This window comes from Pseudomonas sichuanensis (assembly GCF_024749065.1).
Classification (GTDB): domain Bacteria; phylum Pseudomonadota; class Gammaproteobacteria; order Pseudomonadales; family Pseudomonadaceae; genus Aquipseudomonas; species Aquipseudomonas sichuanensis.
In genome coordinates, this window is sequence record NZ_CP087185.1 from 28,646 (window position 1) to 45,165 (window position 16,520).

Consider the following 16,520-nt stretch of genomic DNA (forward strand, 5'->3'; position numbering starts at 1 on the left):
CAGCTTTTCAAAGCGTTATCAACACAGTTATCCACAGCTTGTGCCACGCCGATGGCCCCTTTTCGATCAAGGATGATCCCCTATGACTACACCCCGTTCGTCGCCTTGCCCGCCTGCCGAGCTGGAGGCACGGCTGCGTCTGCATCGCCTCCCCGACACCGGGCTGCGCCGTTTCCATACCCTCATCGAAGCCTTCGGCAATGCCTCATCGGCACTCAGCGCGCCGGCCAGTGCCTGGCGTGCGCTGGGGCTGCCTGCTGCCAGCATCGATGCCCGGCGCAGCCCCGAGGTGCGCGACGGTGCATTGGCTGCAATGGCCTGGTTAGAGCGTCCGGGCCAGCATTTGCTGATGTGGGACGGGCCTGGCTATCCCGCGTTGCTCGGTGAAATCGACGACCCGCCGCCCTTGCTGTTCGTCGCGGGCGACCCTGCTTTGCTGGAGCGCCCGCAGTTGGCGATAGTGGGCAGCAGGCGTGCTTCACCTCCGGCGCTGGATACCGCAGGTGCGTTCTCGCGCTGTCTTGCGCAAGCCGGTTTCACCATCACCAGCGGGCTGGCGCTGGGCGTTGACGGTGCCGCTCATCGGGCGGCATTGCAGGCTGGCGGGCACACTATCGGGGTGCTCGGCACGGGGTTGCAAAAACTTTATCCACAGCGCCACCGCGACCTCGCCCGAGCGATGCTCGACAGCGGTAGCGCGCTGGTTTCCGAGTACCCCTTGGACGCCGGGCCGTTGGCCGGCAACTTCCCCCGGCGTAACCGGATCATCAGCGGGCTGTCGCTGGGTGTGCTGGTAGTCGAGGCGAGCATTGCCAGTGGCTCGTTGATCACCGCCCGGCTTGCCGCCGAACAAGGGCGTGAGGTGTATGCCATTCCCGGTTCCATTCACCACCCCGGCGCCAAGGGCTGTCACCAACTGATCCGCGACGGCGCGTTGCTGGTGGAGAGCGTGGAACAGATCCTCGACAGCCTGCGCGGCTGGCAGAACCTGCCGCCCGCGCCTGTGGGCAAACCCGACCATCCCCTGCTCGCCTTGCTCCATGCTGCGCCCCACACTACCGAGGGCTTGGCCCACAGCAGCGGCCAGCCGTTGGCCCAGGTGCTGGCCAGCCTGACCGAGCTGGAGCTTGAGGGCCGGGTGAGTAATGAAGCCGGGCGTTGGTTTGCAAGGTCCGGCTAAGTAAACTGCGCGCAAGGCTTATATGTGGAGTGACAACAAATGGTGAGCAGTTGGCGTGTGCAACAAGCCGCGCGTGAGATCAAGGCGGGTGCGGTGATCGCCTATCCAACGGAAGCGGTCTGGGGCCTGGGCTGCGACCCGTGGAACGAAGACGCGGTGTATCGCCTGCTGGCGCTCAAGTCGCGGCCTGTGGATAAAGGCCTGATCCTGGTCGCTGACAGCATCCACCAGTTCGACTTCCTGTTCGAGGACTTCCCCCAGGACTGGATCGACCGCATGGCCGCCACCTGGCCGGGGCCGAACACCTGGTTGGTACCGCACCAGGACCTGCTGCCTGAGTGGGTGACCGGGCAGCATGACAGCGTGGCGCTGCGGGTCAGTGATCATCCACAGGTGCGTGAGCTGTGCGCGTTGGTCGGGCCGTTGATTTCCACCTCCTGCAACCCGGCCGGGCGCCCGGCGGCCAAGAGCCGGTTGCGGGTGGAGCAGTATTTCCACAAGCAGCTGGACATGGTGCTGGGTGGGGCTTTGGGCGGGCGGAAGAATCCGAGCCTGATTCGGGATCTGGCAACCGGTGAGGTTGTGCGCCCGGGCTGAAGCCCTAAACCCTGTGAGCAACCTTTGTGGGAGCTGGCTTGCCAGCGATGAGGCCGGGAGGGGCAATATCATTGCCTGAACTGGCCCTATCGCTGGCAAGCCAGCTCCCACAGGGGCGGTGCTAGCTTCAGCATTTTCTGAGTCAGCGCCAGCGGCCAAGAATTCCACTGGCTGAACTGACGCATCAAATGGTTGCCTGGACAACCAATTGGGAAACTTCCCACTGTCTCCGTCCTAAGTCGCCAACTTCTCTACAGGAACCCCTGCCTCTAGCTTGCTCTCCGTGCGTCGCAAATCGGCGGGAGCATCCGGAGCAATGCCGCTATTCGAGAATGCCGAGTACCTGATAAGGGCGAATCTGCAGCAGCTAGCGTCCAACCATCGGGTCAGGGCGGTGGAGATAGGCAGATTTACCGCAGATCAGTTCGAGGCGATCAACAGACAGAAAGCCGGGCTGGGTTTACCCCTGCTTGAGGATCCGGGCATCGTATTTATTGGCAGTCATGCCTACAGAAGCCGGGTGATACGAGACGGATACACCATTGATGACATGGTTGTGCAAATCAGGGCAGCGCTGGCTGCGACATCGATTTTGAAGAGTGCCACGCACCTGACTGCTCTTCGCAGCACGATTGGCCGAAACGATGGCTATGGCAATGAAATCTATGATGAGGCGATTTTTGAACTGACGGCCCGCAAGCCCAAGGCGGAGCTCTATTCCATCGTGCCTAAAGGGGATAGAAACAAGCCCAAAAAATAATGGCCGCTTAAGCGGCCAAAGGGTAAGGAAGCACTCGCCCGGATAACTTGAAACTCAACCGGCGCACCAGCACAACCTCAGGGAGAAAGGCTACGCCTCAGAGTCGGTACGGTCAAGCGAGGCCCTATCTCTCGCGTGTCGCAGCGCCTTATTCAAGGTTTTGGCTGAATTCAGAGTTTTCTGATTTTGCCGAACATGCTGTCCAGCTTGCGAATAGAGAAATATCCTACGATCCGCGTCCGCTGCCATCACCTTCTCACTGGGAACACCTACTTCTAGGCTCCAGACCGTCGCCGAATAACTTGGCGATCGGGTGTGGTAACCCGGTAGTTCTGGAGCACTGCAGCTTATGGCGGCTGTGCGCGGGAGGCTTTTGCCTGCCGGAAGTGTCTCCAGTCCGGTTTACCACTCCGCGTACAGCTGCCACCCAACCGTGTGGTAACGGACAGGTGTCAGCTCCAGCTCTGGAGCAAACCATGAAGAAAATCGTCCCGGATCCACCCCTCCCCAACACCTCTGCCCACCCCTTCGGCCGCTGCGATGCCGGCCATCCGCCCCTCTTTTCCGTGAACCCTGATGTCCCAGCACACGACGCCTTGGTGCATGTAGCGCTTTACCTGCGCTGCGCCTACGACACCGGCATCAAGGCGCTCGACCACCTGCGGGATGAGGGGCGGGGCATGTACTGGTCCAGCCTGCATTCGCTGGAAATGGCGGAGGGGTTGGTGGAGGCGATGCTTGAGGGCATCGAGTCGGCGCCACCGGCCAAGAATTCCACCGGCTGAGCTGACGCAATCGCGGGGCAAGCCCGCTCCCACGCCGATCTCTAGTCATGGCGTGGGAGCGGGCTTGCCCCGCGATAGGGCCTTCAAGGCAGCAGAACAGTCGACCCGACAGTCCGCCGAGCCGCCAACTCGCTCTGCGCCCTGGCCGCCTCACTCAACGGATACCGCTGCTGGATATCCACCACCAGCTTGCCGCTGGCGATCATCGCGAACAGGTCATCGGCCATGGCCTGGGTGTTCTCGGCGTTGTTGGCATAGCTCGCCAGCGTCGGCCGGGTGACATACAGCGAACCCTTCTGCGACAAAATCCCCAGGTTCACCCCGGTCACCGCGCCAGAGGCATTGCCGAAGCTCACCATCAACCCACGCGGCTTCAGGCAGTCCAGCGAAGTCAGCCAGGTATCCGCGCCCACGCCGTCATACACCACCGGGCATTTCTGACCGTCGGTCAGTTCCAGCACCCGCTGGGCCACGTCTTCACGGCTGTAGTCGATGGTCGCCCAGGCCCCGAGCGCCTTGGCCCGTTCGGCCTTCTCGGCAGAGCTGACAGTACCGATCAGCTTGGCGCCCAACGCTTTGGCCCATTGGCAAGCCAGCGACCCCACACCACCGGCAGCCGCATGGAACAGCACGAAATCACCCGGCTGCACGGCATAGGTCTGCTTGAGCAGGTACTGCGTGGTCAGCCCCTTGAGCATCACCGCCGCCGCCTGCTCGAAGCTGATCGCCTCCGGCAGCTTGACCAGGTTGGCCTCCGGCAGCGTGTGCACCTCGCTGTAGGCCCCCAGCGGCCCACCGGCATAAGCCACGCGGTCGCCCACCTTGATCCGGCTGACGCCCTCACCCACTGCCTCGACCACCCCCGCCGCTTCGGTACCCAGCCCGGAAGGCAGCGACGGCGGCGCATACAGCCCGCCACGGAAATAGGTGTCGATGAAATTCAGGCCGATTGCATGGTTGCGCACGCGCACCTGCTGCGGGCCGGGCGGGGCCGGGTCGAATTCCACCAGCTGCAACACTTCCGGGCCGCCATGCTGGCTGAACTGGATACGCTTGGCCATCACACACTCCTGTCTTGAGGGTCGCAAAGGCCTTCTATCGGACGCCTTTGCTTGATCGCCGTCAACTGCGGCGCGGGGTTTGCCGGTGGTATGCTACGCGGCGAATTTTCCCCGCTCCTTCCAGGTGACCCGATGACCAGCCGCACCGAGGCCGTGAAAGCCTACCTGCTCGACCTGCAAGACCGCATCTGCACTGCCCTCGAGACCGAAGACGGCGGCGCCCGCTTCGTCGAGGATGCCTGGGTGCGCGATGCCGGCGGCGGCGGTCGCACGCGGGTGATCGGCGACGGCAAGGTGATCGAGAAAGGCGGCGTCAACTTCTCCCACGTGTTCGGCAGCGGCCTGCCGCCGTCGGCCAGTGCCCACCGCCCGGAGCTGGCGGGCCGTGGTTTCGAGGCGCTGGGCGTGTCACTGGTGATCCACCCGCACAACCCGCATGTGCCGACTTCCCACGCCAACGTGCGGTTCTTCATCGCCGAAAAAGAAGGCGAAGAGGCCGTGTGGTGGTTCGGCGGCGGCTTCGACCTGACCCCGTACTACGGCAATGAAGAAGACTGCGTGCACTGGCACCGCGTGGCCGAGCAGGCCTGCGCGCCGTTCGGCGCCGACGTGTACCCGCGCTACAAGGCCTGGTGCGACCGCTACTTCCACCTCAAGCACCGTGGCGAGCCACGCGGCATTGGCGGCCTGTTCTTCGATGACCTGAACGAGTGGGACTTCGACACCTGCTTCGCCTTCATCCGCGCCATCGGTGACGCCTATGTCGAGGCTTACCTGCCGATCGTCCAGCGCCGCAAGGGCACGCCGTACACCCCCGCGCAGCGCGAGTTCCAGGAATACCGCCGTGGCCGCTACGTCGAGTTCAACCTGGTCTACGACCGTGGCACCCTGTTCGGCCTGCAGTCCGGTGGCCGTACCGAGTCGATCCTGATGTCGCTGCCGCCGCAAGTGCGCTGGGGCTACGACTGGAAAGCCGAACCTGGCAGTGAAGAAGCGCGCCTGACCGAGTACTTCCTGCAAGACCGCGACTGGCTCGCCCAGTAAGCCTGTGGATAACCGAGGATCAACCATGGACCAGTACGTCGTTTTCGGTAACCCCATCGGCCACAGCAAGTCGCCGTTGATCCACCGCCTGTTCGCCGACCAGACCGGCGAGGCCCTGGAGTACGCCACCCTGCTGGCGCCGCTGGACGAGTTCAGCGACTGCGCCCGTGGCTTCTTCAAGCAAGGCAGCGGCGCCAACGTCACTGTGCCGTTCAAGGAAGAGGCCTACCGCCTGTGCGACAGCCTCACCCCGCGCGCCCAGCGTGCCGGCGCGGTGAACACCCTGACCAAACTGGCCGACGGTCGGTTGCAAGGCGACAACACCGATGGCGCCGGGTTGGTGCGCGACCTCACCGTCAACGCCGGGGTCGAATTGGCCGGCAAGCGCATCCTGATCCTCGGCGCCGGTGGCGCGGTGCGCGGTGTGCTGGAGCCGATCCTGGCGCACAAGCCGCAGTCGCTGGTGATCGCCAACCGCACGGTGGAGAAGGCCGAGCAACTGGCCCGTGAGTTCGATGAGCTGGGGCCGGTTGTGGCCAGCGGTTTCAGCTGGTTGCAGGAGCCGGTGGACGTGATCATCAACGCCACCTCGGCAAGCCTGGCTGGCGAGCTGCCGCCGATTGCCGACAGCCTGGTCGAAGCGGGACGTACCGTCTGCTACGACATGATGTATGGCAAGGAACCGACGCCGTTCTGCCAGTGGGCGAGCAAGCTGGGCGCGGCGAAGGTGCTGGACGGGTTGGGGATGCTGGCGGAGCAGGCAGCCGAGGCGTTCTTTATCTGGCGTGGGGTTCGGCCGGAGACCGGGCCGGTGCTGGATGAGCTGCGCCGGCAGCTAGCTCGCGGCTGAATTCGAGATTTTGGGGCCGCTTTGCGGCCCATTCGCTGGCAAGCCAGCTCCCACAGGTACAGCGCTAGCTTTGAGGAAAGCGCGGTTCATGTGGGAGCTGGCTTGCCAGCGAAAGGGCTGCAAAGCAGCCCCAGGCTTTCAAAGCTCATTCCTCAAATCGGATGGGGCACAGCTCAACCCCCTCCAGCTTCTGCAACTCCTCCACCACCTGCGGCCTTGCCCGCTGCAACGTCAGGCTCCCGCCGTTACGCAGCAACCGCCGCGCCTCGCGGTGCAACATATCCACACCCGAATAATCGATGAAGTTCACCTGCCGCGCATCGATCACCACATGCGGCCCCTGGCAGCGCTGCAGGCGCACCTGCAGGTAGTGCGCCGCGCCGAAGAAGATCGACCCGCCCACCCGCAAGATATCCGCCTCCCCTTCCCGGCTCTGCTGCACCCGTGGCCGCGACGTGCGCTTGAGGTAGAAGAACAACGAGGCCAGCACCCCGGCATAGATCGCCGTCTGCAGCTCCAGCAGCAGCGTCGCGGCCGCCGTCAGCGCCATCACCAGGAACTCCGAGCGGCTGACCCGGAACAGCGCGCGAATGCCGCGATGGTCCACCAGCCCCCAGCAGATCAGCAGGATGCTCCCCGCCATCGCCGGGATCGGCAGATGGGCGATCAGCCCGGCGCCGGTCACGGCGAACAGCGCCACCCACAACGCCGAGAACACCCCGGCCAGCGGCGAACGGGCGCCGGCGTCATAACTCAACCCCGAACGGGTGAACGAGCCGGAGGATAGGTACCCGGAGAAGAACGCCCCCACGATGTTCGACAGCCCCTGGGCGCGGATTTCCTGGTTGGCGTCGATCAACTGTTCCGAGCGTGCGGACAACGAGCGGGCGATGGACAGGCTGGTGACCAGCCCGAGCATGCCGACCGCCACGGCGCTGGGCAGCAGGCGCAGCATCAGCTCCACATCCAACAGCGGCAGTGGGCTCAGCGGCGGTAGCTGGCCGGAGAAGGCCGGCACCCGTGGCACATGGCCGAACACTGCAGGAAGCAGCCAGGCCATCAGGCTGACCAGCAGCAGACTTATCAACAGGCTCGGCCAGCGCGGGCGCCACAGCTTCAGAGCGATACCGATCACCAGCGTGGCCAGGCCCAGGGCGAGCGAGGGCATATCCACTTCGCCAAGGTTCCCGGCCAGGTCCTGCACGGTCCTGAGCGCCGTGGCCTGGCTTGGCAGGTCCATCCCCAGCAGGTTCGGCAGTTGGCCAAGGGCGATGACGATGGCGGCGCCGAGGGTAAAACCGAGCACCACCGAATGGGAGACGAAATTGACCAGCGCACCGAAGCGCAAAAGCCCTAGCAGCAATTGGAAGAGGCCGCCGAGGAAGGTCAGCAACAGCACCAGGGTCACGTAGTCGGCGCTGCCGGCCACGGCCAGCGGGCTGATACTGGCGTAGAGGACGATGGAAATGGCGGCAGTGGGGCCGCAGATCAGGTGCCAGGACGAGCCCCACAGGCAGGCGATCAGCACCGGGACTATGGCCGCATACAGGCCGTATTCGGCGGGCAGGCCGGCGATCAGGGCGTAGGCGATGGACTGCGGCAGGGCGAGGATGGCGCCGCTCAGGCCCACCAGCAGGTCCTGGCGCAGGCTGCGGCCCGATTGGCGGGGCAGCCAGGTGAGGAAGGGCAGCAGGTGGCTAAGGCGGGGCATGGGGAATAAGGATTCCTGAAGATTTCACCAGCCCTGTGGGAGCGGGTTCACCCGCGAAGCAAGCACCGCGGTGCATGGCACCGGCTCTGCCGGTGTTCGCGGGTGAACCCGCTCCCACAGGGACTATGTCTCGCTCAGCGGATCACAGTTTAGCTATTACGGTTTTTTGGGCATCCTCGCCCGCTTTGGTAGTCACTCCTGCGAGCCAGGCATCCAACAGCTCAGGATGCGCCTTCACCCAAGCCCTGGCCGCCTCATCGAAGCTCATCTTCTTATCCACAACCTCAGCCATGATGCTGTTCTCCATGTCCAGCGAGAACTTCAGGTTGCCCAGCAGCTTCGCCGCATTCGGGCACGCTTGTGGATATCCCTTGCGGGTCAGGGTGTAAACATCGCCCTTGCTGCCGAACCATTTCTCCCCTCCCGTGAGGTAATGCATTTTCAGCTTCACGTTCATCGGGTGCGGGGTCCAGCCAAGGAAGGTAATGAACTGCTGCTTCTTCACCGCCCGGTCCACCTGCGCCAGCATTGCCTGCTCGCTGGACTCGACCAGTTTCCACTGCCCCAGGTCGAACTCGTTCTTGTCGATGATCTCTTTCAGCGACAGGTTGGCCGGCGCGCCCGAACCAATGCCGTAGAGCTTCTTGTCGAACTGCTCGGCATGCTTTTGCAGGTCGGCGAAGTCCTTCACGCCCGCGTTCCATACATAGTCAGGCACCGCCAGGGTGAACTCGGTGCCTTGCAGGTTTTTCGCCAGTTGCTGCACATCGCCATTGGCGATGAACTTGTCATGGAAGCCCTGCTGCGCCGGCATCCAGTTGCCGAGGAAGGCATCCACCCGGCCATCCTTGAGGCCGCCGTAGATGATCGGCACGGCCAGGCTGTCGATCTTCACCTGGTAACCCAGGCTTTCCAGCAGCAGCCGGGCCAGGGCGTTAGTGCTGGCGATATCGCTCCAGCCGGGGTCGGCCAGTTTAACGGTGCTGCATTGCGCATCGCTGTCGGCGGCGTGGGCCGTGCCCAGGCTCAGGGCCAGGGCGAGCACGGCGGTGGAGAACTTCTGCATGGCGGCCTCTCTTCTCAATCCAGGGGTGCGGGCTGTGGATAACGTGCCTTGCGCTCGAGGTCGTCGAGATCGATGTGGTTGCGCATGTACTGTTGGCTGGCGTCCACCAGCGGTTGGTGGTCCCAGCTCTTCAGCGTGCCGATGGCCAGCGCCTCGGCCACCAGGCGGCGGCGGCGCTGGCTGGCCAGCACCTGCTGGCGCAGCGCGGGGATGTACCAGCGTTGCCTGGCTTCATCGACAAATGCCTGCAGCAGCGCCTGGTGGTCCGGGCTGCCGGTGAGGTTCTCCCGCTCGTGCGGGTCGCGGCTCAGGTCGTAGAGTAAACAGGGGTCGTCCTCGCTGTACACGAACTTGTAGGCGCCACGGCGGATCATCATCAGCGGGCCGACCGTGCCTTCGGCCATGTATTCGCCGATCACCTCGTCATGCCCGCCCTGCCCTTGCAGGTGGCCGAGCAGCGAACGGCCGTCCAGGTGGAGGTGGTTATCCACAGCGCCTCCGGCAAGTTCCACCAGGGTTGGCAGCAGGTCGCAGGTGGAGACGCTGGCGCTGACGCGGGCCGGCTCGAAGCGCTTGGGCGCATGGATCAACAGCGGCACCCGCGCCGACATCTCGAACCAGTGCATCTTGTACCAGAGCCCGCGCTCGCCAAGCATGTCGCCGTGGTCGCCGGAAAACACGATCAGGGTGTCGTCGGCCAGGCCACAGTCCTCGAGGGTCTGCAGCAGTTTGCCGATGTTGTCGTCGATGTAGCTGCAGGCGCCGAAGTAGGCGCGGCGGGCGTCGCGGATCTTGTCCACCGGCAGCGGCTTGTTCCACAGGTCGTAGACCTTGAGCAGGCGTTGCGAGTGTGGGTCCTGCTCGGCCTGGGCGATTTCGTCCCGCGGCAGTGGGATATCCACATCCTGGTACAGGTCCCAGTAGCGCTTGGGAATGGTGTAGGGGTCGTGGGGGTGGGTCATGGAGACGGTCAGGCAGAACGGCCGGCCGTCATCCTCGCGTACATGGTCGTAGAGGTATTGGCGCGCCTTGAACACCACCTCTTCATCGAAATCCAGCTGGTTGGTGCGCACGCAGGGCCCGGCCTGCAGCACCGAGGACATGTTGTGGTACCAGCTCGGGCGCTGGTCGGGGGCGTCCCAGTTCACCGCCCAGCCGTAGTCGGCCGGGTAGATGTCGCTGGTCAGCCGTTGTTCGTAGCCGTGCAACTGGTCCGGGCCGCAGAAGTGCATCTTGCCCGACAGCGCGGTGCGGTAGCCGAGGCGGCGCAGGTAGTGGGCGTAGGTGGGTATGTCGGCGGGGAAGTCGGCGGCATTGTCATAGGCGCCGATGCGGCTGGGCAACTGGCCGCTGACCAGGGTGAAGCGCGACGGCGCGCACAACGGGCTGTTGCAGTAGGCACTGTCGAACACCACGGCCTGCTCGGCGAGGCGGGCCAGGTTGGGCATCTTGATCGGCGACGGGTTGTAGATCGGCAGCAAGGGTGCGGCCATCTGATCGGCCATGATGAACAGGATGTTGGGTCGCTTCATGGGGGCCTTCCATCGTCGAGGGTTATGGGTACCACTTGCAATCCAGCATGCGGCTGTGGATAACAGGGGTAAAGCCCATGCCGGGCAATGACTGGGATTAGCCAAGCTTATGTTTGAGCACCTTGCCGACCTGCCCCTCGACACCCTGCGCGTGTTCGAGGCCGCCGCCCGCCTGCGCAGCTTCACCGCTGCCGCCGTGGAACTGGGCACCACCCAGCCGGCGGTCAGCCAGCAGATGAAGCGCCTGGAGGCGCAGCTGGGCACGCGCTTGTTCGACCGGATCTACCGGGGTATCGAGCTGACCGAGGCAGGCTTGCTGTTGTTCGAGCAGGTGCACCAGGGCTTGCAGGCGATGGACGATGGCGTTGCCCAAGCCAGTGGGCGCGGCCAGCGCGAGGTGCTGCAGGTGGCTACCGACTTCGCCTTTGCGGCGTTCTGGCTGATGCCGCGCCTGCAGCGTTTTCATGAGGCTTATCCACAGGTGGACGTGAGCTTGGTAACCGGCGAGCGCAGCCAGGCGATGTTGCGCCCGGACATCGATGTGGCGGTGCTGTTCGGCGATGGGCGCTTCCATCAGGGCGAGAGCCGCTGGCTGTTCGATGAGGAAGTTTTCCCGGTGTGCAGCCCTCGGCTGATTCATGGCAAACCCTTGTCAGCCGTGGCTTTGCAACGATTGCCCCTGCTCCATTTGCGGGGTGAGCAGGCCAGCCGCTGGTTCGACTGGGCGGGGGTGTTTCGCGGGTTTGGCGTGGACAGCCCGCCACCGGCCGGGCAGTTGCGGTTCGACAACTACACCCTGTTGATTCAGGCGGCGATTGCCGGGCAAGGGGTGGCGATTGGCTGGGCGCACCTGGTTGATGGGCTGGTCGAGCAGGGGTTGTTGTGTCGGCCATTGGAAGGGAGTTTGCGCTCGAAGCGGGGGTATTACGCGGTGCTGCCGCCGCGCAAACGGCGTGGGGCCTTGATCGAACGGTTTGTGGACTGGCTGGAGCAGGAGCGCGGCCGCCCTGACTTGTCGCGCAATTTGTAGGAGCGGCTTTAGCCGCGAACACCGGCGCAGCCGGTGCCATCTACCGCGTTGCCTGCTTCGCGGCTGAAGCCGCTCCCACAGGGATGGCGTAGACTCGAAGGCGGGTCATCACTGCTATTCAGGAGCCATCGTGCAAAGGATCAAGGGCTATCACGCCCACGTGTATTACGACGCATCGACCATGGAGCAGGCCCGCGAGCTGTGCGAAGAGGCGACGCGGCTGTTTCCGGTGACCATGGGGCGCATGCACCAGAAGCCGGTCGGGCCGCACCCGGACTGGAGCTGCCAGCTGGCGTTCGGGCCGGAGGTGGTTGGCGTGGTGCTGCCGTGGTTGGCGCTGTACCGCAAGGGGCTGGTGGTGTTCCTGCACCCGGAAACCGGGGATGAGCTGGCGGATCACCGCGATCATGCGATCTGGATGGGGGCGATCAGGTCGTTGGACCTGTCGATTTTCCACGACTGACTACGGCTGAGTGAGCTTGAGCGCGTCACCGCCCAAATCTACCGCTTGGGTGTAAGGCTGATGAAACCGCCCTTGCCGTCTTTATAGCGGCAAACAGGCTCGTCCGGATCATCGGGGTTTGAATCGTCAGCTTCGAGTGCCTTCACATCAACTGCGTCACCTTCTGTAAACCCGGTCCATTCGCGGCCATCAAATATGGTCGAATACCGATGGCCTTTGAGCAACCCCTCCATTTCCTGTTCTTCATCAGGCGTCACAGAAAAGGATGCGCTCGGTAGCGGGCAGGAGGCGGCGAATGCACCATTCGCAAGCAAAGCGGACAGGGTGAAGCAGATCAGATAGCGCATGGCACCAACTCCTTCAGGTATTGGGAATTCGCAGGATGCGGGTTCCCCCTGAGGATGCGCTACTGGTAGAAATGCCAGGTCCGGAGGTGGCCTCTTCGCGGGTAAACCCGCTCCCACAGGCGTTGCACAGCCCTTGAGAGCGGTGCAGTCTCTGTGGGAGCGGGTTTACCCGCGAAGCAGGCGACGAGGTTCAGCGACGAGCGCCGCGCACCCCTTCAGCCAGCGCCGAGCACAGGCTCAGCACGTCGTTCACAGCCTGGTCGTCGCTCTTGGCCTGGGCGATCTTGTCGACCAGCGCCGAACCCACCACCACACCGTCGGCCAGGCGGGCGATGGCCGCTGCCTGCTCCGGCGTGCGGATACCAAAGCCAACGCTGATCGGCAGGTCGGTATGCCGGCGCAGCCGTGCCACCGCCTCGGTCACATGCTCGGTGGTCGCCGAGCCCGCACCGGTCACACCCGCCACCGATACGTAGTAGACGAACCCGGAGCTGCGCTCCAGCACGCGCGGCAGGCGCACGTCGTCGGTGGTCGGGGTGGTCAGGCGGATGAAGTCGATGCCCGCGGCCTGGGCCGGGGTGGCCAGTTCGGCGTCGTGCTCCGGCGGCAGGTCGACGATGATCAGGCCATCGACACCCGCCGCTTTCGCCTCGGCGACGAACTTGTCCACGCCGAACCGGTGGATCGGGTTGTAGTAACCCATCAGCACGATCGGTGTGGCCTGGTTGTCTACACGGAATTCACGCACCATCTGCAGGGTCTTGGCCAGGGTCTGGCCGGCTTCCAATGCGCGCAGGGTGGCAAGCTGGATGGCCACGCCGTCGGCCATCGGGTCGGTGAACGGCATGCCCAGCTCGATCACGTCGGCGCCGGCGGCCGGCAGGCCTTTGAGGATCTTCAGCGAGGCGTCATAGCCTGGGTCGCCAGCGGTGACGAAGGTGACCAGGGCGGCGCGGCCTTCGGCCTTCAGTTCGGCGAAGCGTTGTTCAAGACGGCTCATGCCTGTTTCTCCTGGGCGGCCATGTGGTTCATCACGGTTTGCATGTCCTTGTCGCCACGACCGGACAGGCAGATCACCATCAGGTGGTCCTTGGGCAGGGTCGGCGCGCGCTTGATCGCCTCGGCCAGGGCGTGGGAGCTTTCCAGCGCCGGGATGATGCCTTCGAGGCGGCAACTGATGTGGAAGGCGTCGAGGGCTTCGTCGTCGGTGATGCTGACGTATTCCACGCGCTTCACTTCGTGCAGGTAGGCGTGCTCCGGGCCGATGCCGGGGTAGTCCAGGCCTGCGGAAATCGAGTGGGCGTCAGTGATCTGGCCGTCGTCGTCCTGCAGCAGATAGGTGCGGTTGCCGTGCAGCACGCCCGGTACGCCGCCGTTCAGGCTGGCCGCGTGCTTGTCGGTGTGCACGCCGTGGCCGCCGGCTTCGACGCCGATGATCTTGACGCTTTCATCTTCGAGGAAGTCGTGGAACAGGCCCATGGCGTTGGAGCCGCCGCCGACGCAGGCGATCAGGCTGTCGGGCAGGCGACCTTCCTTTTCTTGCAGCTGGGCACGGGTTTCTTTGCCGATGATCGACTGGAAGTCGCGGACCATCGCCGGGTACGGGTGCGGGCCGGCCACGGTGCCGATCAGGTAGAAGGTGTCGTCGACGTTGGTGACCCAGTCGCGCAGGGCCTCGTTCATGGCGTCCTTGAGGGTGCCGGTGCCGGCGGTGACCGGGACGATCTCGGCGCCCAGCAGCTTCATGCGGAACACGTTGGCCTGCTGGCGCTCGATGTCGGTGGCGCCCATGTAGATCACGCAGGGCAGGCCGAAGCGCGCGGCGACGGTGGCGGTGGCCACGCCGTGCATGCCGGCGCCGGTTTCGGCGATCAGGCGCTTCTTGCCCATGCGCTTGGCCAGCAGCACCTGGCCGATGCAGTTGTTCACCTTGTGCGCGCCGGTGTGGTTGAGCTCTTCACGTTTGAAGAAGATCTTCGCGCCGCCGCAGTGTTCGGTCAGGCGTTCGGCGAAGTACAGCGGGTTGGGGCGGCCAATGTAGTCGCGCTGGAAGTAGGCCAGGTCTTCGAGGAACTTGGGGTCGGCCTTGGCGGCTTCGTATTCGCGGGCAAGGTCCAGCACCAGCGGCATCAGGGTTTCGGCCACGTAGCGGCCGCCGAACGAGCCGAACAGGCCGTTGGCGTCGGGGCCGGGGCGGTATTGGGACTGGGACATGGGGCGCTCCATAGGCGGTGTAAGGAGTTGGTACCGTGTTGGCTTCTTCGCGGGTAAACCCGCTCCCACAGGTTCAGTGTTGCCCTCGGAATCACATCAATCCTGTGGGAGCGGGTTTACCCGCGAAGGGGCCGGCACTGGTCGATGGGCTTTACTCTACCCACGACATGCGCTGCTGAAAACCGATAAGATTGCGCAAACCTGTCAGGAAATCTCACAAGTCATATGGCCCAGGATCTTCCCCCGCTCAACGCCTTGCGGGCCTTCGAGGCCACCGCCCGGCTCAACAGTGTCAGTCAGGCCGCCGAAGCGCTGCATGTGACCCACGGAGCGGTCAGCCGGCAGATCAAGGTGCTCGAAGAGCACCTTGGGGTGGCGTTGTTCGTCAAGGACGGGCGCGGCATCAAACTCACAGATGCCGGTGTGCGCCTGCGCGATGCCAGCTTCGAAGCGTTCGACCGTTTGCGCGGCGTGTGTGCCGAGCTTTCGCGCACGGCAGACGAAGCGCCGTTCGTGCTCGGCTGCTCCGGCAGCCTGCTGGCGCGCTGGTTCATCCCGCGCCTTGGGCGTTTGAAAGCGGACCTGCCGGAGTTGCGCCTGCACCTGTCAGCGGGCGAAGGCGACCTCGATCCGCGGCGCCCAGGGTTGGACGCGCTGCTGGTGTATGCCGAGCCGCCGTGGCCGGCGGACATGCAGGTGCATGTGCTTGCCGAGGAGCGCATCGGCCCGGTGCTGAGCCCGCACTTCGAAGGCTTCGATCGTTTGAAAGCCGCGCCAGCCGTGGCTTTGCAACGAGAAGCAGTGCTCCACACCACCTCGCGACCGCAGGCTTGGCCGACCTGGGCAGAGCAGCAGGGCCTGGCGCCTGAAGCCTTGAATTACGGCCAGGCTTTCGAGCATCTGTACTACCTGCTGGAAGCGGCGGTAGCCGGGCTGGGCGTGGCCATCGCGCCACAGCCACTGGTGGCGGACGACCTGAAAGCCGGACGGCTGGCTGCACCCTGGGGCTTTTCACCCACCCGTGCGGCCTTGGCGCTATGGGTGCCCCGGCGCGCTGATGACGGTCGCGCCGAGCAACTGGCGCAGTGGCTGCGCCAGGAGCTGCAACGGCAGGCGGGTTAGTTGCGGCGGCACAGCAGGTAGGCGGCCAGCAGGCCAAGGGCACCAACGGCCACGCCGGCGGTGGTCCAGGGGTGTTCCTGGGCGTAGTCGCGGGTGGCGATACCGGTTTGGCGGGTGCGGGTTTTGACATCCGCATAGGCATCGCTGAGCAAGCTGCGCGAGTGCTTGAGGGCGCTTTCGGCACTGCCGCGCAGCGCCTTCATGGTTTTCTGCGATTCTTCCGAGGCGTCGTGCTTGAGGTGTTCCAAGGTCTTGAGCAGGCTCTCGATCTCGGCTTCCATGCTTTCCAGCGACGCTTTGCGCAGCGAGTTGTGGGCCATGGTGACTCTCCTTCGCGGTGGATGAGGTGTACAGGGTGCGACTGCGCGGCGGGCTGAAAGTGCGATCGAATTTTCACCTGCGGCATTGGCTCGCAGGTAAACCAGGCCGGCGCTGCTAGGCTGAACTGACACTTCATCCAAGGAGCGCACTCATGAGCGATCATCACACTTACAAGAAGATCGAGCTGGTCGGGTCCTCGCCCACCAGCATCGAAGAGGCGATCAACAATGCCCTGGCCGAGGCAGGCAAGAGCATCAAGCACCTGGAATGGTTCGAGGTGATCGATACCCGCGGGCATATCCGTGACAACAAGGCCGCGCACTTCCAGGTGACGCTGAAGGTGGGCTTCCGCATCGCCAACAGCTGACCGGCAGCCGGGCTGGCTTTGCCCGGCATGATGCGGTAATAGGTTTGCAGGGCGCACAGGCTGCGCCCTT

The 16,520-nt window shown here is 64.3% G+C and carries 18 protein-coding genes; 10 read left to right on the forward strand and 8 right to left on the reverse strand.

All coding sequences use genetic code 11. From position 1 onward, the window contains the following. Positions 1–82 precede the first annotated feature (82 nt). The 4 genes from dprA (at position 83) to LOY51_RS00140 (ending at position 3,322) form a co-directional block, all read left to right on the forward strand. Positions 83–1,180 (forward strand): DNA-processing protein DprA, encoded by a 1,098-nt coding sequence (gene dprA / locus LOY51_RS00125; protein ID WP_125856992.1) that lies wholly within the window; start codon positions 83–85, stop codon positions 1,178–1,180. A gap of 39 nt (positions 1,181–1,219) precedes the next feature. Further along, positions 1,220–1,777, forward strand: a complete 558-nt coding sequence (gene tsaC, locus LOY51_RS00130; protein ID WP_153786827.1) for an L-threonylcarbamoyladenylate synthase type 1 TsaC — start codon at positions 1,220–1,222, stop codon at positions 1,775–1,777. 316 nt (positions 1,778–2,093) lie between these two features. Then, positions 2,094–2,537, forward strand: a complete 444-nt coding sequence (locus LOY51_RS00135) for a hypothetical protein (protein WP_110994083.1) — start codon at positions 2,094–2,096, stop codon at positions 2,535–2,537. A gap of 476 nt (positions 2,538–3,013) precedes the next feature. Beyond that, positions 3,014–3,322: a DUF3077 domain-containing protein gene (locus LOY51_RS00140; RefSeq protein WP_258643841.1), complete on the forward strand. Its 309-nt coding sequence runs from the start codon at positions 3,014–3,016 to the stop codon at positions 3,320–3,322. 83 nt (positions 3,323–3,405) lie between these two features. Here LOY51_RS00140 and LOY51_RS00145 read toward each other — a convergent pair whose 3' ends face one another. Further along, positions 3,406–4,383: an NADPH:quinone reductase gene (locus LOY51_RS00145; RefSeq protein WP_258643842.1), complete on the reverse strand. Its 978-nt coding sequence runs from the start codon at positions 4,381–4,383 to the stop codon at positions 3,406–3,408. 132 nt (positions 4,384–4,515) lie between these two features. Between LOY51_RS00145 and hemF the strand changes: the two genes are divergently transcribed. Together hemF and aroE are read left to right on the forward strand one after the other, a co-directional pair. Beyond that, positions 4,516–5,427: an oxygen-dependent coproporphyrinogen oxidase gene (gene hemF, locus LOY51_RS00150; RefSeq protein ID WP_046853587.1), complete on the forward strand. Its 912-nt coding sequence runs from the start codon at positions 4,516–4,518 to the stop codon at positions 5,425–5,427. Between the two features lie 25 nt (positions 5,428–5,452). Next, entirely contained in the window at positions 5,453–6,277 is an 825-nt protein-coding gene (gene aroE, locus LOY51_RS00155; RefSeq protein WP_258643845.1) for a shikimate dehydrogenase, read from the forward strand. Positions 6,278–6,422: 145 nt separating this feature from the next. Here the strand turns inward: aroE and LOY51_RS00160 are convergent, their stop codons facing one another. The 3 genes from LOY51_RS00160 to betC all read right to left on the reverse strand — a co-directional run bounded on the left by LOY51_RS00160 (position 6,423) and on the right by betC (position 10,586). After that, complete coding sequence (locus tag LOY51_RS00160; protein ID WP_258643847.1) at positions 6,423–7,988, reverse strand: SulP family inorganic anion transporter; 1,566 nt, start codon at positions 7,986–7,988, stop codon at positions 6,423–6,425. Positions 7,989–8,130: 142 nt separating this feature from the next. Continuing rightward, on the reverse strand, positions 8,131–9,054 hold the full coding sequence (gene choX / locus LOY51_RS00165; RefSeq protein ID WP_125856998.1) for a choline ABC transporter substrate-binding protein: 924 nt from the start codon (positions 9,052–9,054) through the stop codon (positions 8,131–8,133). Positions 9,055–9,068: 14 nt separating this feature from the next. Then, positions 9,069–10,586 (reverse strand): choline-sulfatase, encoded by a 1,518-nt coding sequence (betC, locus tag LOY51_RS00170; protein ID WP_258643850.1) that lies wholly within the window; start codon positions 10,584–10,586, stop codon positions 9,069–9,071. A gap of 109 nt (positions 10,587–10,695) precedes the next feature. Between betC and LOY51_RS00175 the strand changes: the two genes are divergently transcribed. Together LOY51_RS00175 and LOY51_RS00180 are read left to right on the forward strand one after the other, a co-directional pair. After that, a complete protein-coding gene (locus LOY51_RS00175; protein WP_125857000.1) occupies positions 10,696–11,616 on the forward strand; it encodes a choline sulfate utilization transcriptional regulator in 921 nt (306 codons plus the stop codon). Between the two features lie 130 nt (positions 11,617–11,746). Beyond that, positions 11,747–12,079 (forward strand): DOPA 4,5-dioxygenase family protein, encoded by a 333-nt coding sequence (locus LOY51_RS00180; protein ID WP_125857001.1) that lies wholly within the window; start codon positions 11,747–11,749, stop codon positions 12,077–12,079. Positions 12,080–12,117: 38 nt separating this feature from the next. Here the strand turns inward: LOY51_RS00180 and LOY51_RS00185 are convergent, their stop codons facing one another. The 3 genes from LOY51_RS00185 to trpB all read right to left on the reverse strand — a co-directional run bounded on the left by LOY51_RS00185 (position 12,118) and on the right by trpB (position 14,640). Beyond that, a complete protein-coding gene (locus LOY51_RS00185) occupies positions 12,118–12,426 on the reverse strand; it encodes a hypothetical protein (protein WP_258643852.1) in 309 nt (102 codons plus the stop codon). Between the two features lie 190 nt (positions 12,427–12,616). After that, positions 12,617–13,426, reverse strand: a complete 810-nt coding sequence (trpA, locus tag LOY51_RS00190; protein ID WP_125857003.1) for a tryptophan synthase subunit alpha — start codon at positions 13,424–13,426, stop codon at positions 12,617–12,619. Next, positions 13,423–14,640 carry a tryptophan synthase subunit beta gene (gene trpB, locus LOY51_RS00195; protein WP_125462047.1) on the reverse strand — a complete coding sequence of 406 codons (1,218 nt, stop codon included), beginning with the start codon at positions 14,638–14,640 and terminating at the stop codon, positions 13,423–13,425. The genes trpA and trpB overlap by 4 nt, the downstream gene beginning before the upstream one ends. A gap of 225 nt (positions 14,641–14,865) precedes the next feature. On the opposite strand from trpB, the gene LOY51_RS00200 reads away from it, so the two are divergent. Then, on the forward strand, positions 14,866–15,762 hold the full coding sequence (locus LOY51_RS00200) for a LysR family transcriptional regulator (protein ID WP_125857004.1): 897 nt from the start codon (positions 14,866–14,868) through the stop codon (positions 15,760–15,762). Here the strand turns inward: LOY51_RS00200 and LOY51_RS00205 are convergent. Then, positions 15,759–16,082 carry an ElaB/YgaM/YqjD family protein gene (locus LOY51_RS00205; protein WP_125462049.1) on the reverse strand — a complete coding sequence of 108 codons (324 nt, stop codon included), beginning with the start codon at positions 16,080–16,082 and terminating at the stop codon, positions 15,759–15,761. The two genes, LOY51_RS00200 and LOY51_RS00205, sit on opposite strands and share 4 nt — an antisense overlap. Before the next feature lie 152 nt (positions 16,083–16,234). On the opposite strand from LOY51_RS00205, the gene LOY51_RS00210 reads away from it, so the two are divergent. Next, entirely contained in the window at positions 16,235–16,450 is a 216-nt protein-coding gene (locus LOY51_RS00210; protein ID WP_023632599.1) for a dodecin, read from the forward strand. Positions 16,451–16,520: the final 70 nt, after the last annotated feature.

Bases quoted from the DNA above. Each gene is read 5' to 3' on its own strand.
- LOY51_RS00210 (WP_023632599.1), top strand. From the start codon at position 16,235: ATGAGCGATCATCACACTTACAAGAAGATCGAGCTGGTCGGGTCCTCG.
- LOY51_RS00160 (WP_258643847.1), bottom strand. From the start codon at position 7,988: ATGCCCCGCCTTAGCCACCTGCTGCCCTTCCTCACCTGGCTGCCCCGC.
- LOY51_RS00135 (WP_110994083.1), top strand. From the start codon at position 2,094: ATGCCGCTATTCGAGAATGCCGAGTACCTGATAAGGGCGAATCTGCAG.
- hemF (WP_046853587.1), top strand. From the start codon at position 4,516: ATGACCAGCCGCACCGAGGCCGTGAAAGCCTACCTGCTCGACCTGCAA.
- LOY51_RS00145 (WP_258643842.1), bottom strand. From the start codon at position 4,383: ATGGCCAAGCGTATCCAGTTCAGCCAGCATGGCGGCCCGGAAGTGTTG.
- choX (WP_125856998.1), bottom strand. From the start codon at position 9,054: ATGCAGAAGTTCTCCACCGCCGTGCTCGCCCTGGCCCTGAGCCTGGGC.
- LOY51_RS00205 (WP_125462049.1), bottom strand. From the start codon at position 16,082: ATGGCCCACAACTCGCTGCGCAAAGCGTCGCTGGAAAGCATGGAAGCC.
- LOY51_RS00175 (WP_125857000.1), top strand. From the start codon at position 10,696: ATGTTTGAGCACCTTGCCGACCTGCCCCTCGACACCCTGCGCGTGTTC.
- LOY51_RS00185 (WP_258643852.1), bottom strand. From the start codon at position 12,426: ATGCGCTATCTGATCTGCTTCACCCTGTCCGCTTTGCTTGCGAATGGT.
- aroE (WP_258643845.1), top strand. From the start codon at position 5,453: ATGGACCAGTACGTCGTTTTCGGTAACCCCATCGGCCACAGCAAGTCG.
- dprA (WP_125856992.1), top strand. From the start codon at position 83: ATGACTACACCCCGTTCGTCGCCTTGCCCGCCTGCCGAGCTGGAGGCA.
- tsaC (WP_153786827.1), top strand. From the start codon at position 1,220: ATGGTGAGCAGTTGGCGTGTGCAACAAGCCGCGCGTGAGATCAAGGCG.
- LOY51_RS00200 (WP_125857004.1), top strand. From the start codon at position 14,866: ATGGCCCAGGATCTTCCCCCGCTCAACGCCTTGCGGGCCTTCGAGGCC.
- trpB (WP_125462047.1), bottom strand. From the start codon at position 14,640: ATGTCCCAGTCCCAATACCGCCCCGGCCCCGACGCCAACGGCCTGTTC.
- LOY51_RS00140 (WP_258643841.1), top strand. From the start codon at position 3,014: ATGAAGAAAATCGTCCCGGATCCACCCCTCCCCAACACCTCTGCCCAC.
- trpA (WP_125857003.1), bottom strand. From the start codon at position 13,426: ATGAGCCGTCTTGAACAACGCTTCGCCGAACTGAAGGCCGAAGGCCGC.
- betC (WP_258643850.1), bottom strand. From the start codon at position 10,586: ATGAAGCGACCCAACATCCTGTTCATCATGGCCGATCAGATGGCCGCA.